This window comes from Bacillus sp. 7894-2, assembly GCF_002272225.1.
Lineage (GTDB): Bacteria > Bacillota > Bacilli > Bacillales > Cytobacillaceae > Cytobacillus.
On the sequence record NZ_NPDG01000004.1, the window covers coordinates 93,609 to 110,173 of the forward strand.

Below are 16,565 nucleotides of genomic sequence, written 5' to 3' on the forward strand. Positions count from 1 at the left end.
TCAATCTACTGACAGGAGGAAAAGACATGGCCATAATCTCTGAATCCGTAAAAGCCATGAATGGCTATAAGCTTCACGTGGTTAAAACAGAGAAATATAAAACCAATACCCTGGTTTGGAAAATGAAAGCCCCGCTTGAAAAGAATACAGTTACTTTAAGATCCCTATTGCCTCATGTATTACAGAGCAGCAGTTCGTCCTACCCTTCAACCGGAAAGCTGCGGGCTTACCTTGATGAATTATATGGTGCAACACTTTTCGTCGATTTGGCGAAAAAGGGCGAGTACCATGTCATGACCATTTCAGTTGAAGTCGCAAACGAAAAGTTTCTTTCTGATCCGACTCCTCTTTTGAAAAAAGCGTTCCAATTTTTAGCGGAAATCCTGACAAAGCCAAATGTGCATGAAGGCGCTTTTGACCAGGATACAGTTGAAAAAGAAAAAAGGACACTTAAACAGCGAATTCAATCAGTTTACGATGATAAAATGCGCTATTCCAATTTCCGGCTGGTTCAGGAAATGTGCAAAGATGAGCCGTATGCACTGCATGTGCATGGCGAGAAAGAAGATGTGGACAATATTACTCCTCAAAGCCTTTTTGAATATTATCAGCAGGCATTGGCGGAGGATGAGCTTGATTTATATGTTATAGGTGACGTGGAAGAGGCAGACGCCGAATCCTATGCAGGGGAGCTTTTAACCTTTCAGAAGAGAACACCTCAGACAGCGCCTGCATCCTCTGTTAGAACGAAGGAATCTGTAAACGAAGTCCGGGAAGAACAAGATGTGAAGCAGGGGAAACTAAATATCGGCTACCGGACAAATGTCGTTTACGGTGATCCGGAATATTATGCGCTTCAGGTATTCAATGGAATCTTCGGAGGATTTTCTCATTCAAAACTGTTCTTGAACGTCCGGGAAAAAGCCAGTCTCGCATACTACGTAGCCAGCCGCCTGGAAAGCCATAAAGGGCTAATGATGGTGATGTCCGGAATCGATAACAGCAACTATGACCAGGCAGTGAGTATTATTAAAGAGCAACTGGATGCTATGAAGAATGGTGACTTTACAGAACAGGAAATGGAACAGACCAAAGCAGTCATTAAAAATCAGCTTCTGGAGACTGTTGATACAGCACGCGGAATTGTCGAGGTCCTTTACCATAATGTTGTGTCAGGGAAAGAAATTACCCTTCAAACCTGGATGAATGAAATGGATAAGGTAACAAAAGAGGAAATTGCCGCAACAGCCAAGAAGGTCAGTTTGGATACTGTGTACTTTCTGACAGGAAAGGAGGCGGGCAAGTAATGGAAAAAATCACTTTTGACCAGCTTCAGGAAGAGCTGTATCATGAAAAACTTGAAAATGGGCTGGATGTATATATTCTGCCGAAAAAGGGTTTTAACAAGACCTATGCCACCTTTACGACAAAGTATGGGTCAATCGACAATCATTTTCTCCCCCCCGGAAAAGAGGAGTTTGTAAAAGTTCCGGATGGGATTGCACATTTTTTGGAGCATAAGCTATTTGAGAAAGAAGACGGGGATGTATTCCAGCAATTCAGCAAGCAGGGAGCATCAGCTAATGCTTTTACATCTTTCACAAGGACAGCTTATCTATTTTCCAGCACGTCCAATGTAGAGATGAACCTTGAAACGCTGATTGATTTTGTGCAGGACCCATATTTTACAGAAAAGACTGTTGAAAAAGAGAAAGGCATCATCGGCCAGGAAATCACCATGTATGATGACAATCCTGACTGGCGCTTATATTTTGGACTGATCGAAAATATGTTCAGAAACCACCCTGTTAAAATCGATATCGCTGGTACGATCGAGTCCATTTCACATATCACGAAGGATATGCTTTATGAATGTTATGAGACTTTCTACCACCCTAGTAACATGCTGCTGTTCATTGTCGGTCCCGTTGATCCGAATCAGATTATGTCTCAGGTGAGGGATAATCAAAGCAAGAAGGATTATAAAGAGATTCCCGAAATCAAACGCCAATTCGAAGAAGAGCCTTCTGAAGCGGCCAAAAAGAAAAAAGTTCTTGAGATGAATGTCCAGACCTCAAAGTGCCTGGTCGGGATAAAGAGCAGTACTGCAAATCAGTCCGGCAAAGAAATGCTGAAAAATGAGCTGAGTCTTAATGTGCTGCTGGATATCTTTTTCGGTAAAAGCTCTGAGCATTACAGCACACTTTATAGTGAAGGGTTAATTGATGACACATTCTCCTTCGATTATACGCAGGAGCAGGGCTTTGGATTTGCCATGGTGGGCGGAGACACGAACGATCCTGACCGTTTGGCTGAAACACTGCAAAAGATGCTCCTGGATGCCAGGGAAAAGGGAGCTATTTCACAGGAAACACTCGATCGGACTAAAAAGAAGAAAATAGGTGCATTCCTGCGGGCTGTCAATTCACCGGAATATATCGCCAACCAATTTACCCGGTATGCTTTTAATGAAATGGATTTATTTGATGTTGTGCCGACCCTTGAAAGCATCACACTTGAGGATGTGGAAAATGCGGCTGGTAATTTGATAAGTGAAGAACGGTTTACGGTTTGTCAGGTTGTCCCTAAGAAATGAAAAGCAGTTTCAGCAGAGCGCCAATTAAATGGCGCTTTGCTTTTTTCGGGAGGATATGAAATGAGGAAATTTGCATTAATAACTGGAGCGAGCGGAGGAATCGGCCAGGCAATCAGCGTTAAACTGGCAGAAGAAGGCTATTCGCTTTATTTGCATTACAATCAAAATGAGGAGGGGGTCAACAGGCTTCTGGATCGCCTTCAAAGGTTTGGCGGAGAATTTATTCCGATTCAGGCAGACCTGTCTGTACCAGGCGGGTATAAAAAAATTATTCCTAATATATTTTCACTTGATGCTATTATCCATAATAGCGGAACAGCTCAATATGGACTTCTTACCGAAATACAGCAAATGGAAATGGAAGCTTTGATGAACCTTCATGTGACCTCGCCGCTTCTCCTGACGAAAGAGCTCCTGCCCAAACTTTTATCAAAAAGGAGCGGAAATATCGTATTGGTTTCCTCGATATGGGGCCAGACGGGTGCCGCTTGTGAAGTTGCTTACTCGGCTGCAAAGGGTGCACAAATTGCTTTTGCAAAAGCTTTAAGCAAGGAGGTTGCCCTGAACGGAGTGAGGGTTAATGCTATTGCCCCTGGTGCAGTTGAGACGGACATGCTGAAGGATTTTACTGAAGAAGAGCTTGAAACTGTAAAAAGTGAAATTCCTATGGGCAGGCTTGCCTTGCCTGCTGACATAGCCAACGCCATTTCCTTTCTTCTTTCGGTAAATGCCTCGTATATTACCGGACAGGTTATGGCAGTGAATGGCGGCTGGTATACGTAACTGCCGCTTGTTCAAAGAAGTGTCACATATTTTTTGTGTCATGTCTATGTGCATGCATATTTTATTCAGCCCCTAAGCACAATATAATTGTACAACATTTAAAGGAGGCAAAATTATGTCTGTACTAGATAACTGGCAGCAATGGAAAGATTTCCTTGGCGATCGTCTTCATCAGGGAATGGATCAGGGAATGAATAAGGATACAGTAAATGACCTTGCTTATCAAATTGGCGATTATTTAGCCAAACAAGTGGAGCCAAAAAATGACCAGGAAAAAATCCTGGCTGATCTCTGGTCTGTAGCAAGCCCTGATGAGCAGCATGCCATTGCCAATATGATGGTAAAGCTTGTTCAAAACGACGGTACCCGCTAAGAAAATAATAGTAATCAGTGAAAAGAGAGGATTGCCTCTCTTTTCGCTTTTTCCCCCAAAAACATTTCCTTTCCGGCCAAACGGGTTTTTCCTTTCATATTGGCAAAAAATCATATATTATAGAACCTAGATGAAAATTCAGGATAAGTTTAATAAAATTTTACATACAAAAATGAGTTGCATTTACATATAAAATGCGCTGACACATGCGCATCATGCAGGAGGAGGTTTTCCGGTGGAGAAAACAGAATGGTATTTGGAATATGAAATCCAAAAGAATCGTCCCGGCTTGCTTGGTGACATTTCTTCCCTGCTGGGTATGCTTTCCATTAATATTGTCACGATCAATGGAGTGGATGAAGGCCGCAGAGGCTTGCTGATTTTGGCTAAAGACCATGAACAGATTGAACGCCTGAAGTCCATTCTTAATACAATGGACACGATTAAGGTGATTAAGCTTCGTGAGCCTAAGCTTAGGGACCGGCTGGCCGTGCGCCATGGAAGATATATTCAAAGGGATGCCGACGATAAAAAAACGTTCAGGTTCGTCAGGGATGAGCTTGGGTTATTAGTTGATTTCATGGCCGAATTATTTAAACAGGAAGGGCACAAGCTAATAGGGATCAGGGGAATGCCAAGGGTTGGAAAAACAGAATCCATAGTAGCATCAAGTGTATGTGCGAACAAACGCTGGCTATTTGTTTCATCCACACTGCTGAAGCAGACGATACGAAATCAGCTGATTGAGGATGAATATAATGAAGACAATTTGTTTATAATTGACGGAATTGTCTCAACCAGACGTGCCAACGAACGGCACTGGCAGCTCGTCCGGGAAATTATGCGCCTCCCGGCAGTTAAGGTAGTAGAGCATCCGGATATTTTTGTGCAAAACACTGAATACTCTCTTAATGATTTTGATTATATTATAGAGCTTCGTCACGACCATGATGAAGAGATAACATATGATGTGGTTGAGAAGAACAATATGTTCTCTGAATCTGATTTTGGAGGCTTTGATTTTTAGTAAGTTGGAAGGTGTTGTAAATTGACAGAACTAGGCAATCGGTTAAAAGAAGCGCGGCTGGCTAAAGATATGAGCCTTGACGATCTGCAGAAGGTCACAAAAATACAAAAACGCTATTTAGTGGGAATTGAAGAGGGCGATTATAGCATGATGCCCGGAAAGTTTTATGTCAGGGCATTTATAAAACAGTACGCTGAAGCGGTTGGAATTGAACCGGAAGAAATTTTCGAACAGTATAAAGATGATATTCCGGCACAGGTGAATGATGATATTCCTGAAAAGCTATCGCGCGTTCAATCCAGGAAAGATCTTTCCGGCAGGACTTCAAAAATATTCGATATTCTTCCAAAGGTTCTCATTGGCGTCTTCATTGTTGGCCTCATTGCGGTCCTATACAATTTTCTTGGGGCCAAAGATCAGACGGATAATGAAGAGAAGCCCTCAGATCTGACTGATGAACAGACGGTTATAGAAGAGTCTGAAAACCTTGCCGAAAATAAAAAAGATGAATCAGCTGGAAAGAAGGAAGAATCTTCTGACAAAGATGCTGATGAGGAAAATGGCAAGGACCAGGAAGCGGAGGAAGAGCCAAAGCAGGAGGTTGCTGTGGTTCAATCGAGCGGAAATGGAACCGTTTATGAATTGAAAAATGCGGACAAGTTTGAACTGGAGGTTTTGTCTACAGGAGAAACTTGGGTGAATATCAAGAACGGCAAAGGGGATTCCCTCTTCCAGGGAATGCTGACTGCGGATGGCACGAAAAGCCAGAAGATAGACTTTTCAAAGGAAACGGAAGCTTCCATTGTAGTCGGAAATTCGACTCAAACTGAAATCTATGTAAACGGCGAAAAAATTGAGTATAAGGTGCCGCCTTCACAATCCGTTAAGCAGGATATAACCATAAAGTACGCGCCGAAGACCGAATAGTCATCTTTAGATGACTATTTTCGCTTTTTATGTAAAAATTATCAGTAAAAGGATTGCAGCAAATGTCTTTAACTTTTTCTGCAAGAAGTTTCATTTAATATACTTGGAGGTAAAACATGAATCTGCCAAATAAAATTACAGTGTCCCGTATCTTGCTGATACCAATATTTCTGCTCGTCATGCTCGTCCCGCTTTCATGGGGAAATGTAGAGTTGTTAGGAGCTGAAATGCCCGTTACCCATCTGATTGGAGCTCTTATTTTTATTATTGCTTCAGTTACCGATTGGGTCGACGGCTACTTTGCCCGCAAATACAATCTGGTTACAAACCTGGGCAAGTTTCTTGATCCGCTTGCTGACAAGCTTCTTGTCTCTGCAGCCTTAATTGTTCTGGTGGATCTTAACCTTGCTCCATCATGGATTGTCATTATCATAATCAGCCGGGAATTTGCTGTAACAGGTTTAAGGCTTGTTCTGGCAGGGGAAGGAGAAGTAGTCGCAGCTAATCAGCTTGGCAAAATAAAAACCTGGGCTCAAATTGTGGCCATTTCTGCACTGCTTTTACATAATATTATTTTTGAAATGGTTTCAATCCGCTTTGATCTGATTGCCCTGTGGGTTGCGATGTTCTTTACAATCTGGTCCGGCTGGGACTACTTTGCTAAAAACAAGCAGGCCTTCATAAACTCAAAATAATTACTTTACCAGGAAGGGGGCTTTTTGAATGAATGCTGAAATTATTGCTGTCGGGTCTGAGCTTTTACTTGGACAAATCGTTAATACAAATGCCCGCTTTCTTTCCCGGCAGCTTGCTGAACTGGGCATTAACGTTTTTTACCATACAGTGGTTGGAGATAACCCGGAGCGCCTGAGATCGGTGATCAAAATAGCCGAAAGCCGTTCTGATTTAATCGTCTTCACGGGCGGCCTGGGACCGACAAAGGATGATTTAACAAAAGAAACGATTGCCCGCCATTTTGGCAAAGAGCTCGTCATGGACGAACAGGCGCTTGAATCTATACAGCTTTATTTTAAACGCACCAACAGAGAGATGACTGAGAATAACAAAAAACAGGCTCTGGTTCTTGAGGATGCACAGGTGCTGCCTAACGAGCATGGAATGGCACCCGGAATGATTGCCGATAGTGGCCGTCATGTTTTCATGCTTCTTCCGGGACCTCCAAACGAGATGGAGCCGATGTTCCTTAAACATGCCTTTCCGGCCCTTCAATCGAAGCTCGGCACCGAGGATGTGATTGTTTCCCGGGTGCTGCACTTCTTCGGGATTGGAGAAGCCATGCTTGAAACGGAGATTGAAGATATTATCGATGCTCAGAGCAATCCAACCATTGCCCCGCTTGCATCTGATGGGGAAGTTACTCTGAGGCTCACAGCAAAACATAGTCAGCCTAACACGGCCATGATGCTGATTAATGAAGCTGAAACTAAAATTCTGGATCGTGTCGGCGAATACTTTTATGGCTATGATGATACTTCCCTGATGTATGAGCTCACCAAGCTGATTAAGGAGAGCAGCATGACTATTTCCGCAGCGGAGAGCTTAACAGGCGGCATGTTTCAGGAGGAGTTTACATCCATTCCCGGTGCCGGCGGACTTTTAAAGGGCGGAGTGGTCTGCTACACAAACGAAGTTAAGGCTGAAGTATTAAAAGTCCGCAAAGAAACGATTGATAACGACGGGGTCGTAAGTGCACAGTGTGCCGCCGAGCTTGCTGAGAATGTAGCAAGCCTGACAAATGCCGATATCGGAATCAGCTTCACAGGTGTTGCCGGTCCGGATGAATTGGAAGGCAACCCTGTCGGTACAGTGTATATAGGCATTTGGATTAAAGGAAGGCCGTTGCAGACCGAAAAGCTGAACCTTGGAGGAACCAGGGCAGCCAATCGGGTTCGTACAGTAAAATACGGCTGCCATTTTCTTATTAAAGCATTAAAAGAAACTCAGAACGCCTAAAAATGTGTTCTGAGTTTTTAGTAGCCAAAACAATAGTCAGAATTCTTGCCGAAATGCGATTACTTCTACTGATTGACCCTTGAAAAACCTCACTTTCCCCGGCATTCCTGATATTTTCGGGCATTATGTGCAAGAGAAAAAATCGAATGGATGTTCGACTTTTTGCTCGACAAATGTATTGAAAAGGTTTATAGTAGAGTTAGGTTTTGAGATGAGACAAAACGAATCTGATCAAAAGACAGATTCGTCTATATAAAAGGAGGAACTATTAGTGAGTGATCGTCAAGCAGCTCTTGAAATGGCGTTAAAACAAATAGAAAAGCAATTTGGTAAAGGTTCCATCATGAAGCTCGGGGAACAGACTGACCGCAGGATTTCCACTGTACCAAGCGGATCTCTTGCACTTGATGCAGCTCTTGGGGTAGGCGGCTATCCAAGAGGACGTATTATTGAAGTTTATGGACCGGAGAGCTCCGGTAAAACAACAGTAGCCCTGCATGCTATTGCAGAAGTTCAGGCAAGCGGCGGACAAGCAGCGTTTATCGATGCCGAACATGCATTAGACCCTGTTTATGCGCAAAAGCTTGGTGTGAATATTGACGAGCTGCTTCTTTCCCAGCCGGATACCGGAGAGCAGGCGCTTGAAATTGCAGAAGCCCTTGTTCGAAGCGGTGCTATTGATATTCTCGTAGTTGACTCTGTGGCAGCCCTTGTTCCCAAGGCTGAAATTGAAGGAGAAATGGGAGACTCCCATGTGGGTCTGCAGGCCCGCCTAATGTCACAGGCACTTCGTAAGCTATCAGGTGCAATCAACAAATCAAAGACAATCGCGATTTTCATTAACCAAATCCGTGAAAAAATCGGAATTATGTTTGGAAACCCTGAGACGACTCCAGGGGGACGCGCACTGAAGTTCTATTCTTCCATTCGCCTTGAAGTTCGCCGTGCAGAAGCTCTTAAGCAAGGCAATGAAATGGTCGGTAATAAGACAAAGATTAAGGTTGTCAAAAATAAAGTCGCTCCTCCATTCCGAGTGGCGGAAGTTGACATCATGTATGGTGAAGGAATTTCCAAGGAAGGTGAAATCATCGATCTTGGCTCTGAGCTGGATATTGTCCAAAAGAGCGGTTCATGGTACTCATTCAACGAGGAGCGCCTTGGCCAAGGCCGTGAAAACGCCAAAGTATTCCTAAAAGAAAATCCTGAAATCCGCCTGACTATCCAAAAACAAATCCGCGAACATTATGGACTTGATGAAGAAAAAGTAGCCAGCGGAGACGAAGAGCAGGAAGAATTAAAGCTGATCGATTAATACTAAGGAAAAGCAAAGTCCTGAGTGGCTTTGCTTTTTTTTTCTTCAAAAGTGTTCAAATCAATCGAATATTAAGAAAAGCCCTTAAGACAAACCCTTGACAATAAAATTCCACAGCTTTACAATTAAAAATGTATATTTTACATTTTATATGTAAAGAAATTCTTATTGAGTCAGACTTTGTCCGGCTCCAGGCTCCATTGGCATTTCATACGTTAATTAACTGCCAGCCGTCAGATGGATGCCCAGTGCTTTTTTAAGATTGAAACGTTTAAAAGCCTTAGTGCTGTATATTGAATTGGACAATGTACATGCCAACACTTTAAAAAACGTAACACAAACAAGTTCATAGCAAGAGGAGGTGAAATGATGGATCTAGTAACAATCATCTCCATTTTGCTTGGCCTAATCGTCGGTGCTTTTGTTGGCTATTTTGTTCGCAAATCTATTGCCGAAGCTAAAATCGCAGGAGCTAAAGATGCTGCTGAGCAGATTTTGGAAGACGCAAAGCGAGAAGCTGAGGCTACGAAGAAGGAAGCCCTGCTTGAAGCGAAAGACGAAATTCACAAGCTCCGCACAGATGCGGAAGGTGAAGTTCGTGATCGAAGAAATGAACTGCAAAAACAAGAAAATCGCTTAATGCAAAAAGAAGAGAACCTTGATCGTAAAGATGAAACGTTAGATAAACGTGAAGCTCTTTTAGAAAAGAGGGACGATTCTCTTAGCAAAAGACAACAGCATATTGAAGAGATGGAAAGCAAAGTGGAAGAGTTGATTAAAGAGCAGCAAGCTGAGTTGGAACGCATCTCAGGCTTGACTCGTGAAGAGGCAAAGTCCATCATTTTAGAGCGCACTGAGCAGGAAGTGGCTCACGATGTCGCCATTATGGTAAAAGAGAGCGAGACCAGAGCGAAAGAGGACTCGGATAAGAAGGCGAAGGAAATCCTGTCACTGGCTATCCAAAGATGTGCAGCTGATCATGTGGCAGAAACTACTGTATCAGTTGTCAACCTGCCAAATGATGAGATGAAAGGGCGCATTATTGGCCGTGAAGGCCGTAATATCCGTACTCTGGAAACCCTGACCGGAATTGATCTTATTATCGATGATACGCCGGAAGCGGTTATTTTATCCGGCTTTGATCCAATTCGCCGTGAGACTGCACGCTTAGCTTTAGACAAATTGGTTCAAGACGGTCGCATCCATCCAGCCCGGATTGAGGAAATGGTTGATAAGGCCCGCCGTGAAGTAGATGAACACATCCGCGAAATCGGCGAACAAACCACTTTCGAGGTTGGTGTTCACGGCCTGCATCCAGATTTAATCAAAATTCTTGGCCGCTTAAAATTCCGTACAAGCTACGGCCAGAATGTGTTAAAGCATTCAATGGAAGTGGCTCAGCTTTCAGGTCTGCTGGCTGCCGAATTGGGACAGGACGAAACATTGGCACGCCGGGCAGGATTGCTCCATGATATCGGTAAAGCAATTGATCATGAGGTGGAAGGAAGCCATGTTGAAATCGGTGTGGAGCTTGCCACTAAGTATAAGGAGCATCCTGTTGTTATAAACAGTATCGCTTCTCACCATGGTGACACAGAGCCAACATCGATCATTGCCGTACTTGTCGCTGCAGCTGATGCTTTATCAGCAGCGAGACCTGGAGCAAGAAGAGAGACGCTTGAGAACTATATTCGCCGTCTTGAAAAGCTTGAAGAGATTTCTGAATCCTATGATGGTGTTGAAAAATCATTCGCCATTCAAGCTGGACGTGAAATCCGCATTATGGTTAAGCCTGAACAAATTGATGACCTTGAAGCTCATCGTTTGGCAAGGGATATCCGTAAGAAGATTGAAGAAGAACTTGATTATCCAGGCCACATCAAGGTCACGGTTATCCGTGAAACGAGGGCCGTTGAATATGCAAAATAAAGCGATGCGCATGCATCGCTTTATTTCTTTTTCATGGTGCGCTTTAAATTGAGGCAGGAAACTGTGTTACACTAATAAAAAGGACTGAAAAAGCATACATATATCTTTAAAAACAGAAAGGGATATGACATGAATATATTGTTTGTCGGAGATGTAGTGGGATCCCAGGGGCGGGATATGATCACTGAATATGTACCGAAGCTAAAAGAAAAATACCGGCCGCATATCACGATTATTAATGGGGAAAATGCAGCAGGAGGAAAAGGAATTACGGAAAAGATTTATCGGGGATTTCTTGAGGCTGGTGCACAGGCGGTGACTCTCGGGAATCATACCTGGGATAACCGGGAAATTTTTGAATTTATTGACCGCGCGAAATATATGGTTCGTCCAGCTAATTTTCCTTCTAATAATCCTGGCAAAGGCATGGCTTTTCTGAAGTTTAATACAGAGGAAGTAGCAGTTATCAGCCTTCAGGGCAGAACTTTTATGAATACAAGTGACTGCCCTTTCCAAAAGGCAGATGAACTGATAAAAGAAGCCCGGGAAAGGACTCCAATTATTTTTGTTGATTTTCATGCAGAAGCAACAAGTGAAAAACAGGCGATGGGCTGGTACTTGGATGGAAAAGTATCAGCAGTCGTAGGTACGCACACCCACGTGCAGACTGCCGATAACCGCATTTTGCCTGGCGGGACAGCCTTTATGTCTGATGTGGGGATGACAGGCCCTTATGACGGTATCCTTGGTGTGGAAAAAGAAGCTGTGATCAAAAGGTTTATCTCAGGGCTCCCGGTTCGATTTGAAGTTCCGAAAGAAGGCAGAAACCAGTTAAGCGCAGCGATAATTGAACTGAACCCTAAAACAGGATTGGCCAAAAAAATTGACCGGATCCTGATTAATGATGACCATCCTTTTTACTCATAAACTGAAAAAAGACTGCATCCGGATGGGCCGGATCGCAGTCTTTTTGTATTAGCAGAAACAAAACTTAAGGCGCTTTTTTCTTGGACATGCAGAAATCAGGAAGAAAATCAGGTTGAAACCCTGCTTTTTTTGTCCAAGCTGGAATATGTGAATTCCAAGCTGAATATAGTAGCAATGGAATGATATATAGACCTGGTGCTAAATTCCATCAAAGCGGTAAGTGTATGAATGGAAAGAAATGGCTTGACTGAAGTCATTCGGCCATTACAGAAGGTTAAAGCTGCGCTTTGAGCAATGCATACAGGAGGGGTAAAACGAGGAGGAGCTAGGAATGGAAATATTAAAAGTTTCAGCAAAATCTAATCCTAATTCTGTAGCTGGTGCGCTTGCTGGAGTTCTGCGCGAAAGAGGAAATGCGGAAATCCAGGCAATTGGTGCGGGTGCATTGAACCAGGCTGTTAAGGCAGTAGCGATCGCAAGAGGATTCGTAGCGCCTAGCGGAGTGGATTTAATTTGTATCCCTGCATTCACGGATATCCTGATCGACGGCGAAGAACGGACTGCCATTAAGCTGATTGTGGAGCCGCGTTAGCCCAAAAGCATCAGAATGGGAAATCATCCTTTGTCATATGCATAAGTCAGTAAAATATAGATTCTCACAAAAACAATAAAACCTGTTTGCGTTATAGGCAAACAGGTTCTTTTTTTAATAAGATAATGCTATGGAGAAAAAGAGGGAGGAAGAACGCTTGAAAATATTTGATGCACATTGTGATGTATTATATAAAATGTTTATGGACAGAAGGATTGACTTTCAAAATTCAGGCAGTCTTCAGGTGAATTTGGAAGCGCTTCAGGCATCAGGCTTTAAGGTTCAGTGCTTTGCCATATTTGTTCCGGAATCCGTTCATCCGGAAATGAAGTTCAACGCAGCCTTATATATGGTCAATCTGTTTTACGAAAAAGTGCTTAAACCTAATCCGCAATTAAAGCTCATTAAAAGCATCCAGGACATCGACATGCTGAAGGATAATGAGACTGGAGCGATATTGACCCTGGAGGGATGCGACGCGGTTGGCTGCGATCTGCTTAAATTAAAGACGCTTCTCAGGCTGGGAGTATCTTCAGTGGGGTTAACCTGGAATTATGCAAACTGTGCAGCTGATGGAGTGCTTGAAGAGAGAGGGGCAGGCCTATCTTCTTTTGGCAAAGGGGTGGTACATGAATTAAATGCCAGTAAAGCATGGTGCGATGTTTCCCATCTTTCTGAACGGGGCTTCTGGGATGTGATGGAATGGGCCGACTATCCCGTTGCCACTCATTCAAACTGCTATTCCTTGTGCCCGCATCCTCGCAATTTAACGAACGAACAGATTAATGCACTGATTGACAGGGGCAGTGTGATGGGCATTACATTTGTGAATGAATTTTTATCTGGCAAACAAACAGCTGCAATTACTGATGTTCTAAGGCACCTGGAATATGTATGTTCACTCGGAGGAGAAAATCACGTCGGATTCGGTTCGGATTTTGATGGTACAGATGGGAAAGTTACAGATTTGGAGGATGCAAGAAAATACGATAACCTGATAAATGAACTGTTAAAATATTATTCTGAAATACAAGCTGAAAAATTTATATTTCGGAATTTTTATAGCAGGTTTCCAAGGTGAAAATGGTGAAAAATAGATATATCAAGGTATGAGAGGAACCTCAAAAATCCGCAATTAAATTATCTTTTTAGCATTTTTCAAAAAATAAAAAAATATTCATCTTTTAATCCGATAAATATAGGGAAAGGGTTGCTTTTTTAGACACATAGGTCTAGAATTGAAAGCGTTTAGTACCCATCCATCTTCCAGAATATAGCCTAAAATGCATGTTGAAATGGCGGAGTGACTGGACAAGTACTACACTGATATAAACAATGCGTTTTTACATAATTTCTTAACGTATCTAAAGGGGTGTAAGAGATGATCAATCAACTTTCATGGAAAGTTGGAGGACAGCAAGGGGAAGGTATTGAAAGTACCGGAGAGATTTTTTCCATTGCGCTAAATCGTTTAGGCTACTACCTGTACGGTTACCGCCACTTTTCATCACGAATTAAAGGCGGGCACACGAACAACAAGATTCGCGTCAGCACGTCACAAATCCGATCTATATCAGACGATTTAGATATTCTGGTAGCTTTCGACCAGGAAACAATCGATTTAAACTACAAAGAACTTCACGATAAAGGGATCATGATTGCAGATGCGAAATTTGATCCTAAACAGCCAGAAGATACGAATGCAGTTTTGTTTGCAGTGCCTTTTACAGAGATTGCTACTGAGCTTGGAACATCCCTGATGAAAAACATGGTTGCTGTTGGTGCGACATGTGCAGTTCTAAATCTAGATATTAAAGTATTTGAAGAAGTTGTTCAAGAAATTTTTGGACGTAAGGGACAGCAGGTTGTCGACAAGAACATGGAAGCCATTCAGGCCGGCTTTGATTTCATGAAGGAAAAGCTTAGTGATGATGTGGAATTAATGGAGCTTGAAAAAGCAGACGGAATGAAGCGTCTATTTATGATCGGAAACGATGCGATCGCTCTTGGTGCGCTTGCAGGCGGCTGCCGCTTTATGGCCGCTTACCCAATCACACCTGCATCCGAAATCATGGAATACCTGATTAAAAAGCTTCCTGCGCTTGGCGGTTCTGTTATCCAGACAGAAGATGAAATTGCCGCAGTTACAATGACAATTGGTGCAAACTACGCAGGTGTCCGCTCACTTACTGCATCTGCCGGTCCTGGGCTTTCCCTTAAGATGGAAGCAATCGGCCTTTCAGGGATTACTGAAACACCTTTAGTTATCGTGGATACACAGCGTGGAGGACCTTCCACAGGACTTCCGACAAAACAGGAGCAATCTGATTTAATGGCAATGATTTACGGCACTCATGGCGAGATTCCAAAAATCGTCCTTGCTCCAAGTACTGTACAGGAAGCATTCTATGATACAGCGGAAGCATTTAACCTGGCAGAAGAATACCAGTGCCCGGTTATAATCCTATCAGATTTGCAGCTTTCTCTTGGTAAACAGACAGTGGAGCCGCTGGATTTCAGTAAAGTTGAAATCCGCCGTGGAAAACTTGTTACAGAAGAACTTCCTGAAATTGAAAACAAAGGCTACTTCAAGCGCTTTGAGGTTACAGAAGATGGGGTTTCTCCACGTGTAATACCTGGCATGAAGAACGGAATCCATCATGTAACAGGTGTTGAGCATGATGAAACGGGAAAGCCTTCAGAATCAGCTGCAAACCGCAACGCGCAAATGGATAAGCGTTTCCGCAAGGTTGAAAATATTAAGTTCAATACACCTGTTCACAAGAATGCTCCGCATGAAGAAGCAGACCTGCTGATCGTTGGCTTCAATTCAACAAGAGGTGTAATTGAGGAAGCTATGGGCAGGATTGAACAGGACGGCATTAAAGTAAATCATGCACAAGTTCGCCTGATTCATCCTTTCCCAACTGATGAATTATTGCCGCTTGTAAAAACAGCTAAGAAAATCGCCGTAGTTGAAAACAATGCTACAGGACAATTAGCGAACATCATGAAGATGAACGTCGGACATTCTGAGAAAGTATATAAGCTATTGAAGTACGACGGAAATCCATTCTTGCCGCATGAAATTCACACAAAATGCAAGGAGTTGTTCTAAATGGCCACATTTAAAGAATTTCGAAATAATGTAAAACCAAACTGGTGCCCGGGCTGTGGAGACTTCTCCGTGCAGGCTGCGATTCAGCGTGCGGCAGCAAACGTTGGTTTAGAGCCTGAGAACTTAGCTGTCGTATCAGGCATCGGCTGTTCCGGACGTATTTCCGGTTATATCAATTCATATGGTTTCCATGGCATTCATGGACGTTCACTTCCAATCGCCCAGGGTGTTAAAATGGCCAACCGCGATTTGACAGTTATCGCCTCCGGCGGTGACGGTGATGGATTCGCGATCGGTATGGGCCATACGATCCATGCAATCCGCCGTAATGTGAACATCACTTACATCGTAATGGATAACCAAATCTATGGTTTAACAAAAGGACAGACTTCACCGCGTTCTGCGGCTGGCTTCAAAACTAAGTCCACTCCGCAAGGTTCTATTGAACAGGCGATTTCTCCAATGGAAATGGCATTAACAGCTGGTGCGACGTTCGTAGCGCAAAGCTTCTCAACTGACCTTAAAGATCTGACTGCGTTAATCGAAGCAGGAATCAAGCATGATGGCTTCTCTTTAATTAACGTGTTCAGCCCATGTGTTACATACAACAAAGTAAACACATATGACTGGTTTAAAGAAAACCTGACAAAGCTTAGCGATGTAGAAGGCTATGATCATTCAAGCCGCGAAATGGCTATGCAGACTCTTATGAAGCACAGCGGTCTTGTAACTGGCTTAATCTATCAGGACACTGAGCGAAAGTCATATCAGGAACTGCTTTCAGGATACTCTGAAACTCCATTATCACAAGCGGACCTTGAACTTGATCAAGCTCACTTTGATAAACTTGCAGCTGAATTTATGTAATGGACTAGAAGCTCGGGGAACCCGGGCTTCTTTTTTTGAGGGGAATGTGACAAGTATCACACACAAAATACTAAATTTAGTCTAGTATTAGTGATTGTGCAGGATTAAAAATATCCCTGATCGTACATACAAGTAATAGC

General features: G+C 43.1%; 15 protein-coding genes. All 15 read left to right on the forward strand.

The window, feature by feature from the left end; translation table 11 throughout:
* The first annotated feature begins 26 nt into the window (after positions 1-26).
* The 15 genes from yfmF (at position 27) to CHI10_RS00960 (ending at position 16,425) form a co-directional block, all read left to right on the forward strand.
* The gene (gene yfmF, locus CHI10_RS00890; protein WP_095242407.1) at positions 27-1,307 is read left to right on the forward strand and encodes an EF-P 5-aminopentanol modification-associated protein YfmF; all 1,281 of its coding nucleotides are present in this window, start codon (positions 27-29) and stop codon (positions 1,305-1,307) included.
* Positions 1,307-2,596: an EF-P 5-aminopentanol modification-associated protein YfmH gene (gene yfmH / locus CHI10_RS00895; RefSeq protein ID WP_095242408.1), complete on the forward strand. Its 1,290-nt coding sequence runs from the start codon at positions 1,307-1,309 to the stop codon at positions 2,594-2,596. The genes yfmF and yfmH overlap by 1 nt, the downstream gene beginning before the upstream one ends.
* A gap of 60 nt (positions 2,597-2,656) precedes the next feature.
* Positions 2,657-3,379, forward strand: a complete 723-nt coding sequence (ymfI, locus tag CHI10_RS00900; RefSeq protein ID WP_095242409.1) for an elongation factor P 5-aminopentanone reductase — start codon at positions 2,657-2,659, stop codon at positions 3,377-3,379.
* A 115-nt stretch (positions 3,380-3,494) separates the two neighbouring features.
* Complete coding sequence (locus tag CHI10_RS00905) at positions 3,495-3,752, forward strand: DUF3243 domain-containing protein (protein ID WP_095242410.1); 258 nt, start codon at positions 3,495-3,497, stop codon at positions 3,750-3,752.
* A gap of 235 nt (positions 3,753-3,987) precedes the next feature.
* Positions 3,988-4,779: a YmfK family protein gene (locus CHI10_RS00910; RefSeq protein ID WP_035330727.1), complete on the forward strand. Its 792-nt coding sequence runs from the start codon at positions 3,988-3,990 to the stop codon at positions 4,777-4,779.
* A 21-nt stretch (positions 4,780-4,800) separates the two neighbouring features.
* Positions 4,801-5,706, forward strand: coding sequence for a helix-turn-helix domain-containing protein (locus tag CHI10_RS00915; RefSeq protein WP_095242411.1), 906 nt, complete (start codon positions 4,801-4,803; stop codon positions 5,704-5,706).
* Between the two features lie 116 nt (positions 5,707-5,822).
* Entirely contained in the window at positions 5,823-6,401 is a 579-nt protein-coding gene (pgsA, locus tag CHI10_RS00920) for a CDP-diacylglycerol--glycerol-3-phosphate 3-phosphatidyltransferase (RefSeq protein ID WP_035330725.1), read from the forward strand.
* 28 nt (positions 6,402-6,429) lie between these two features.
* Positions 6,430-7,680: a competence/damage-inducible protein A gene (locus CHI10_RS00925; protein WP_095242412.1), complete on the forward strand. Its 1,251-nt coding sequence runs from the start codon at positions 6,430-6,432 to the stop codon at positions 7,678-7,680.
* A gap of 271 nt (positions 7,681-7,951) precedes the next feature.
* Positions 7,952-8,992 (forward strand): recombinase RecA, encoded by a 1,041-nt coding sequence (recA, locus tag CHI10_RS00930; protein ID WP_095242413.1) that lies wholly within the window; start codon positions 7,952-7,954, stop codon positions 8,990-8,992.
* Positions 8,993-9,358: 366 nt separating this feature from the next.
* A complete protein-coding gene (rny, locus tag CHI10_RS00935; RefSeq protein WP_179288915.1) occupies positions 9,359-10,921 on the forward strand; it encodes a ribonuclease Y in 1,563 nt (520 codons plus the stop codon).
* Positions 10,922-11,050: 129 nt separating this feature from the next.
* Complete coding sequence (locus tag CHI10_RS00940; RefSeq protein ID WP_095242415.1) at positions 11,051-11,848, forward strand: TIGR00282 family metallophosphoesterase; 798 nt, start codon at positions 11,051-11,053, stop codon at positions 11,846-11,848.
* 331 nt (positions 11,849-12,179) lie between these two features.
* The gene (spoVS, locus tag CHI10_RS00945) at positions 12,180-12,440 is read left to right on the forward strand and encodes a stage V sporulation protein SpoVS (protein WP_009330666.1); all 261 of its coding nucleotides are present in this window, start codon (positions 12,180-12,182) and stop codon (positions 12,438-12,440) included.
* A 157-nt stretch (positions 12,441-12,597) separates the two neighbouring features.
* On the forward strand, positions 12,598-13,521 hold the full coding sequence (locus CHI10_RS00950; protein ID WP_095242416.1) for a dipeptidase: 924 nt from the start codon (positions 12,598-12,600) through the stop codon (positions 13,519-13,521).
* Between the two features lie 300 nt (positions 13,522-13,821).
* A complete protein-coding gene (locus CHI10_RS00955) occupies positions 13,822-15,558 on the forward strand; it encodes a 2-oxoacid:acceptor oxidoreductase subunit alpha (RefSeq protein WP_095242417.1) in 1,737 nt (578 codons plus the stop codon).
* A complete protein-coding gene (locus CHI10_RS00960) occupies positions 15,559-16,425 on the forward strand; it encodes a 2-oxoacid:ferredoxin oxidoreductase subunit beta (RefSeq protein WP_095242418.1) in 867 nt (288 codons plus the stop codon).
* Positions 16,426-16,565: the final 140 nt, after the last annotated feature.

Bases quoted from the DNA above. Each gene is read 5' to 3' on its own strand.
- spoVS (WP_009330666.1), top strand. From the start codon at position 12,180: ATGGAAATATTAAAAGTTTCAGCAAAATCTAATCCTAATTCTGTAGCT.
- pgsA (WP_035330725.1), top strand. From the start codon at position 5,823: ATGAATCTGCCAAATAAAATTACAGTGTCCCGTATCTTGCTGATACCA.
- CHI10_RS00925 (WP_095242412.1), top strand. From the start codon at position 6,430: ATGAATGCTGAAATTATTGCTGTCGGGTCTGAGCTTTTACTTGGACAA.
- yfmH (WP_095242408.1), top strand. From the start codon at position 1,307: ATGGAAAAAATCACTTTTGACCAGCTTCAGGAAGAGCTGTATCATGAA.
- ymfI (WP_095242409.1), top strand. From the start codon at position 2,657: ATGAGGAAATTTGCATTAATAACTGGAGCGAGCGGAGGAATCGGCCAG.
- yfmF (WP_095242407.1), top strand. From the start codon at position 27: ATGGCCATAATCTCTGAATCCGTAAAAGCCATGAATGGCTATAAGCTT.
- CHI10_RS00905 (WP_095242410.1), top strand. From the start codon at position 3,495: ATGTCTGTACTAGATAACTGGCAGCAATGGAAAGATTTCCTTGGCGAT.
- CHI10_RS00960 (WP_095242418.1), top strand. From the start codon at position 15,559: ATGGCCACATTTAAAGAATTTCGAAATAATGTAAAACCAAACTGGTGC.
- rny (WP_179288915.1), top strand. From the start codon at position 9,359: ATGATGGATCTAGTAACAATCATCTCCATTTTGCTTGGCCTAATCGTC.
- CHI10_RS00940 (WP_095242415.1), top strand. From the start codon at position 11,051: ATGAATATATTGTTTGTCGGAGATGTAGTGGGATCCCAGGGGCGGGAT.
- CHI10_RS00955 (WP_095242417.1), top strand. From the start codon at position 13,822: ATGATCAATCAACTTTCATGGAAAGTTGGAGGACAGCAAGGGGAAGGT.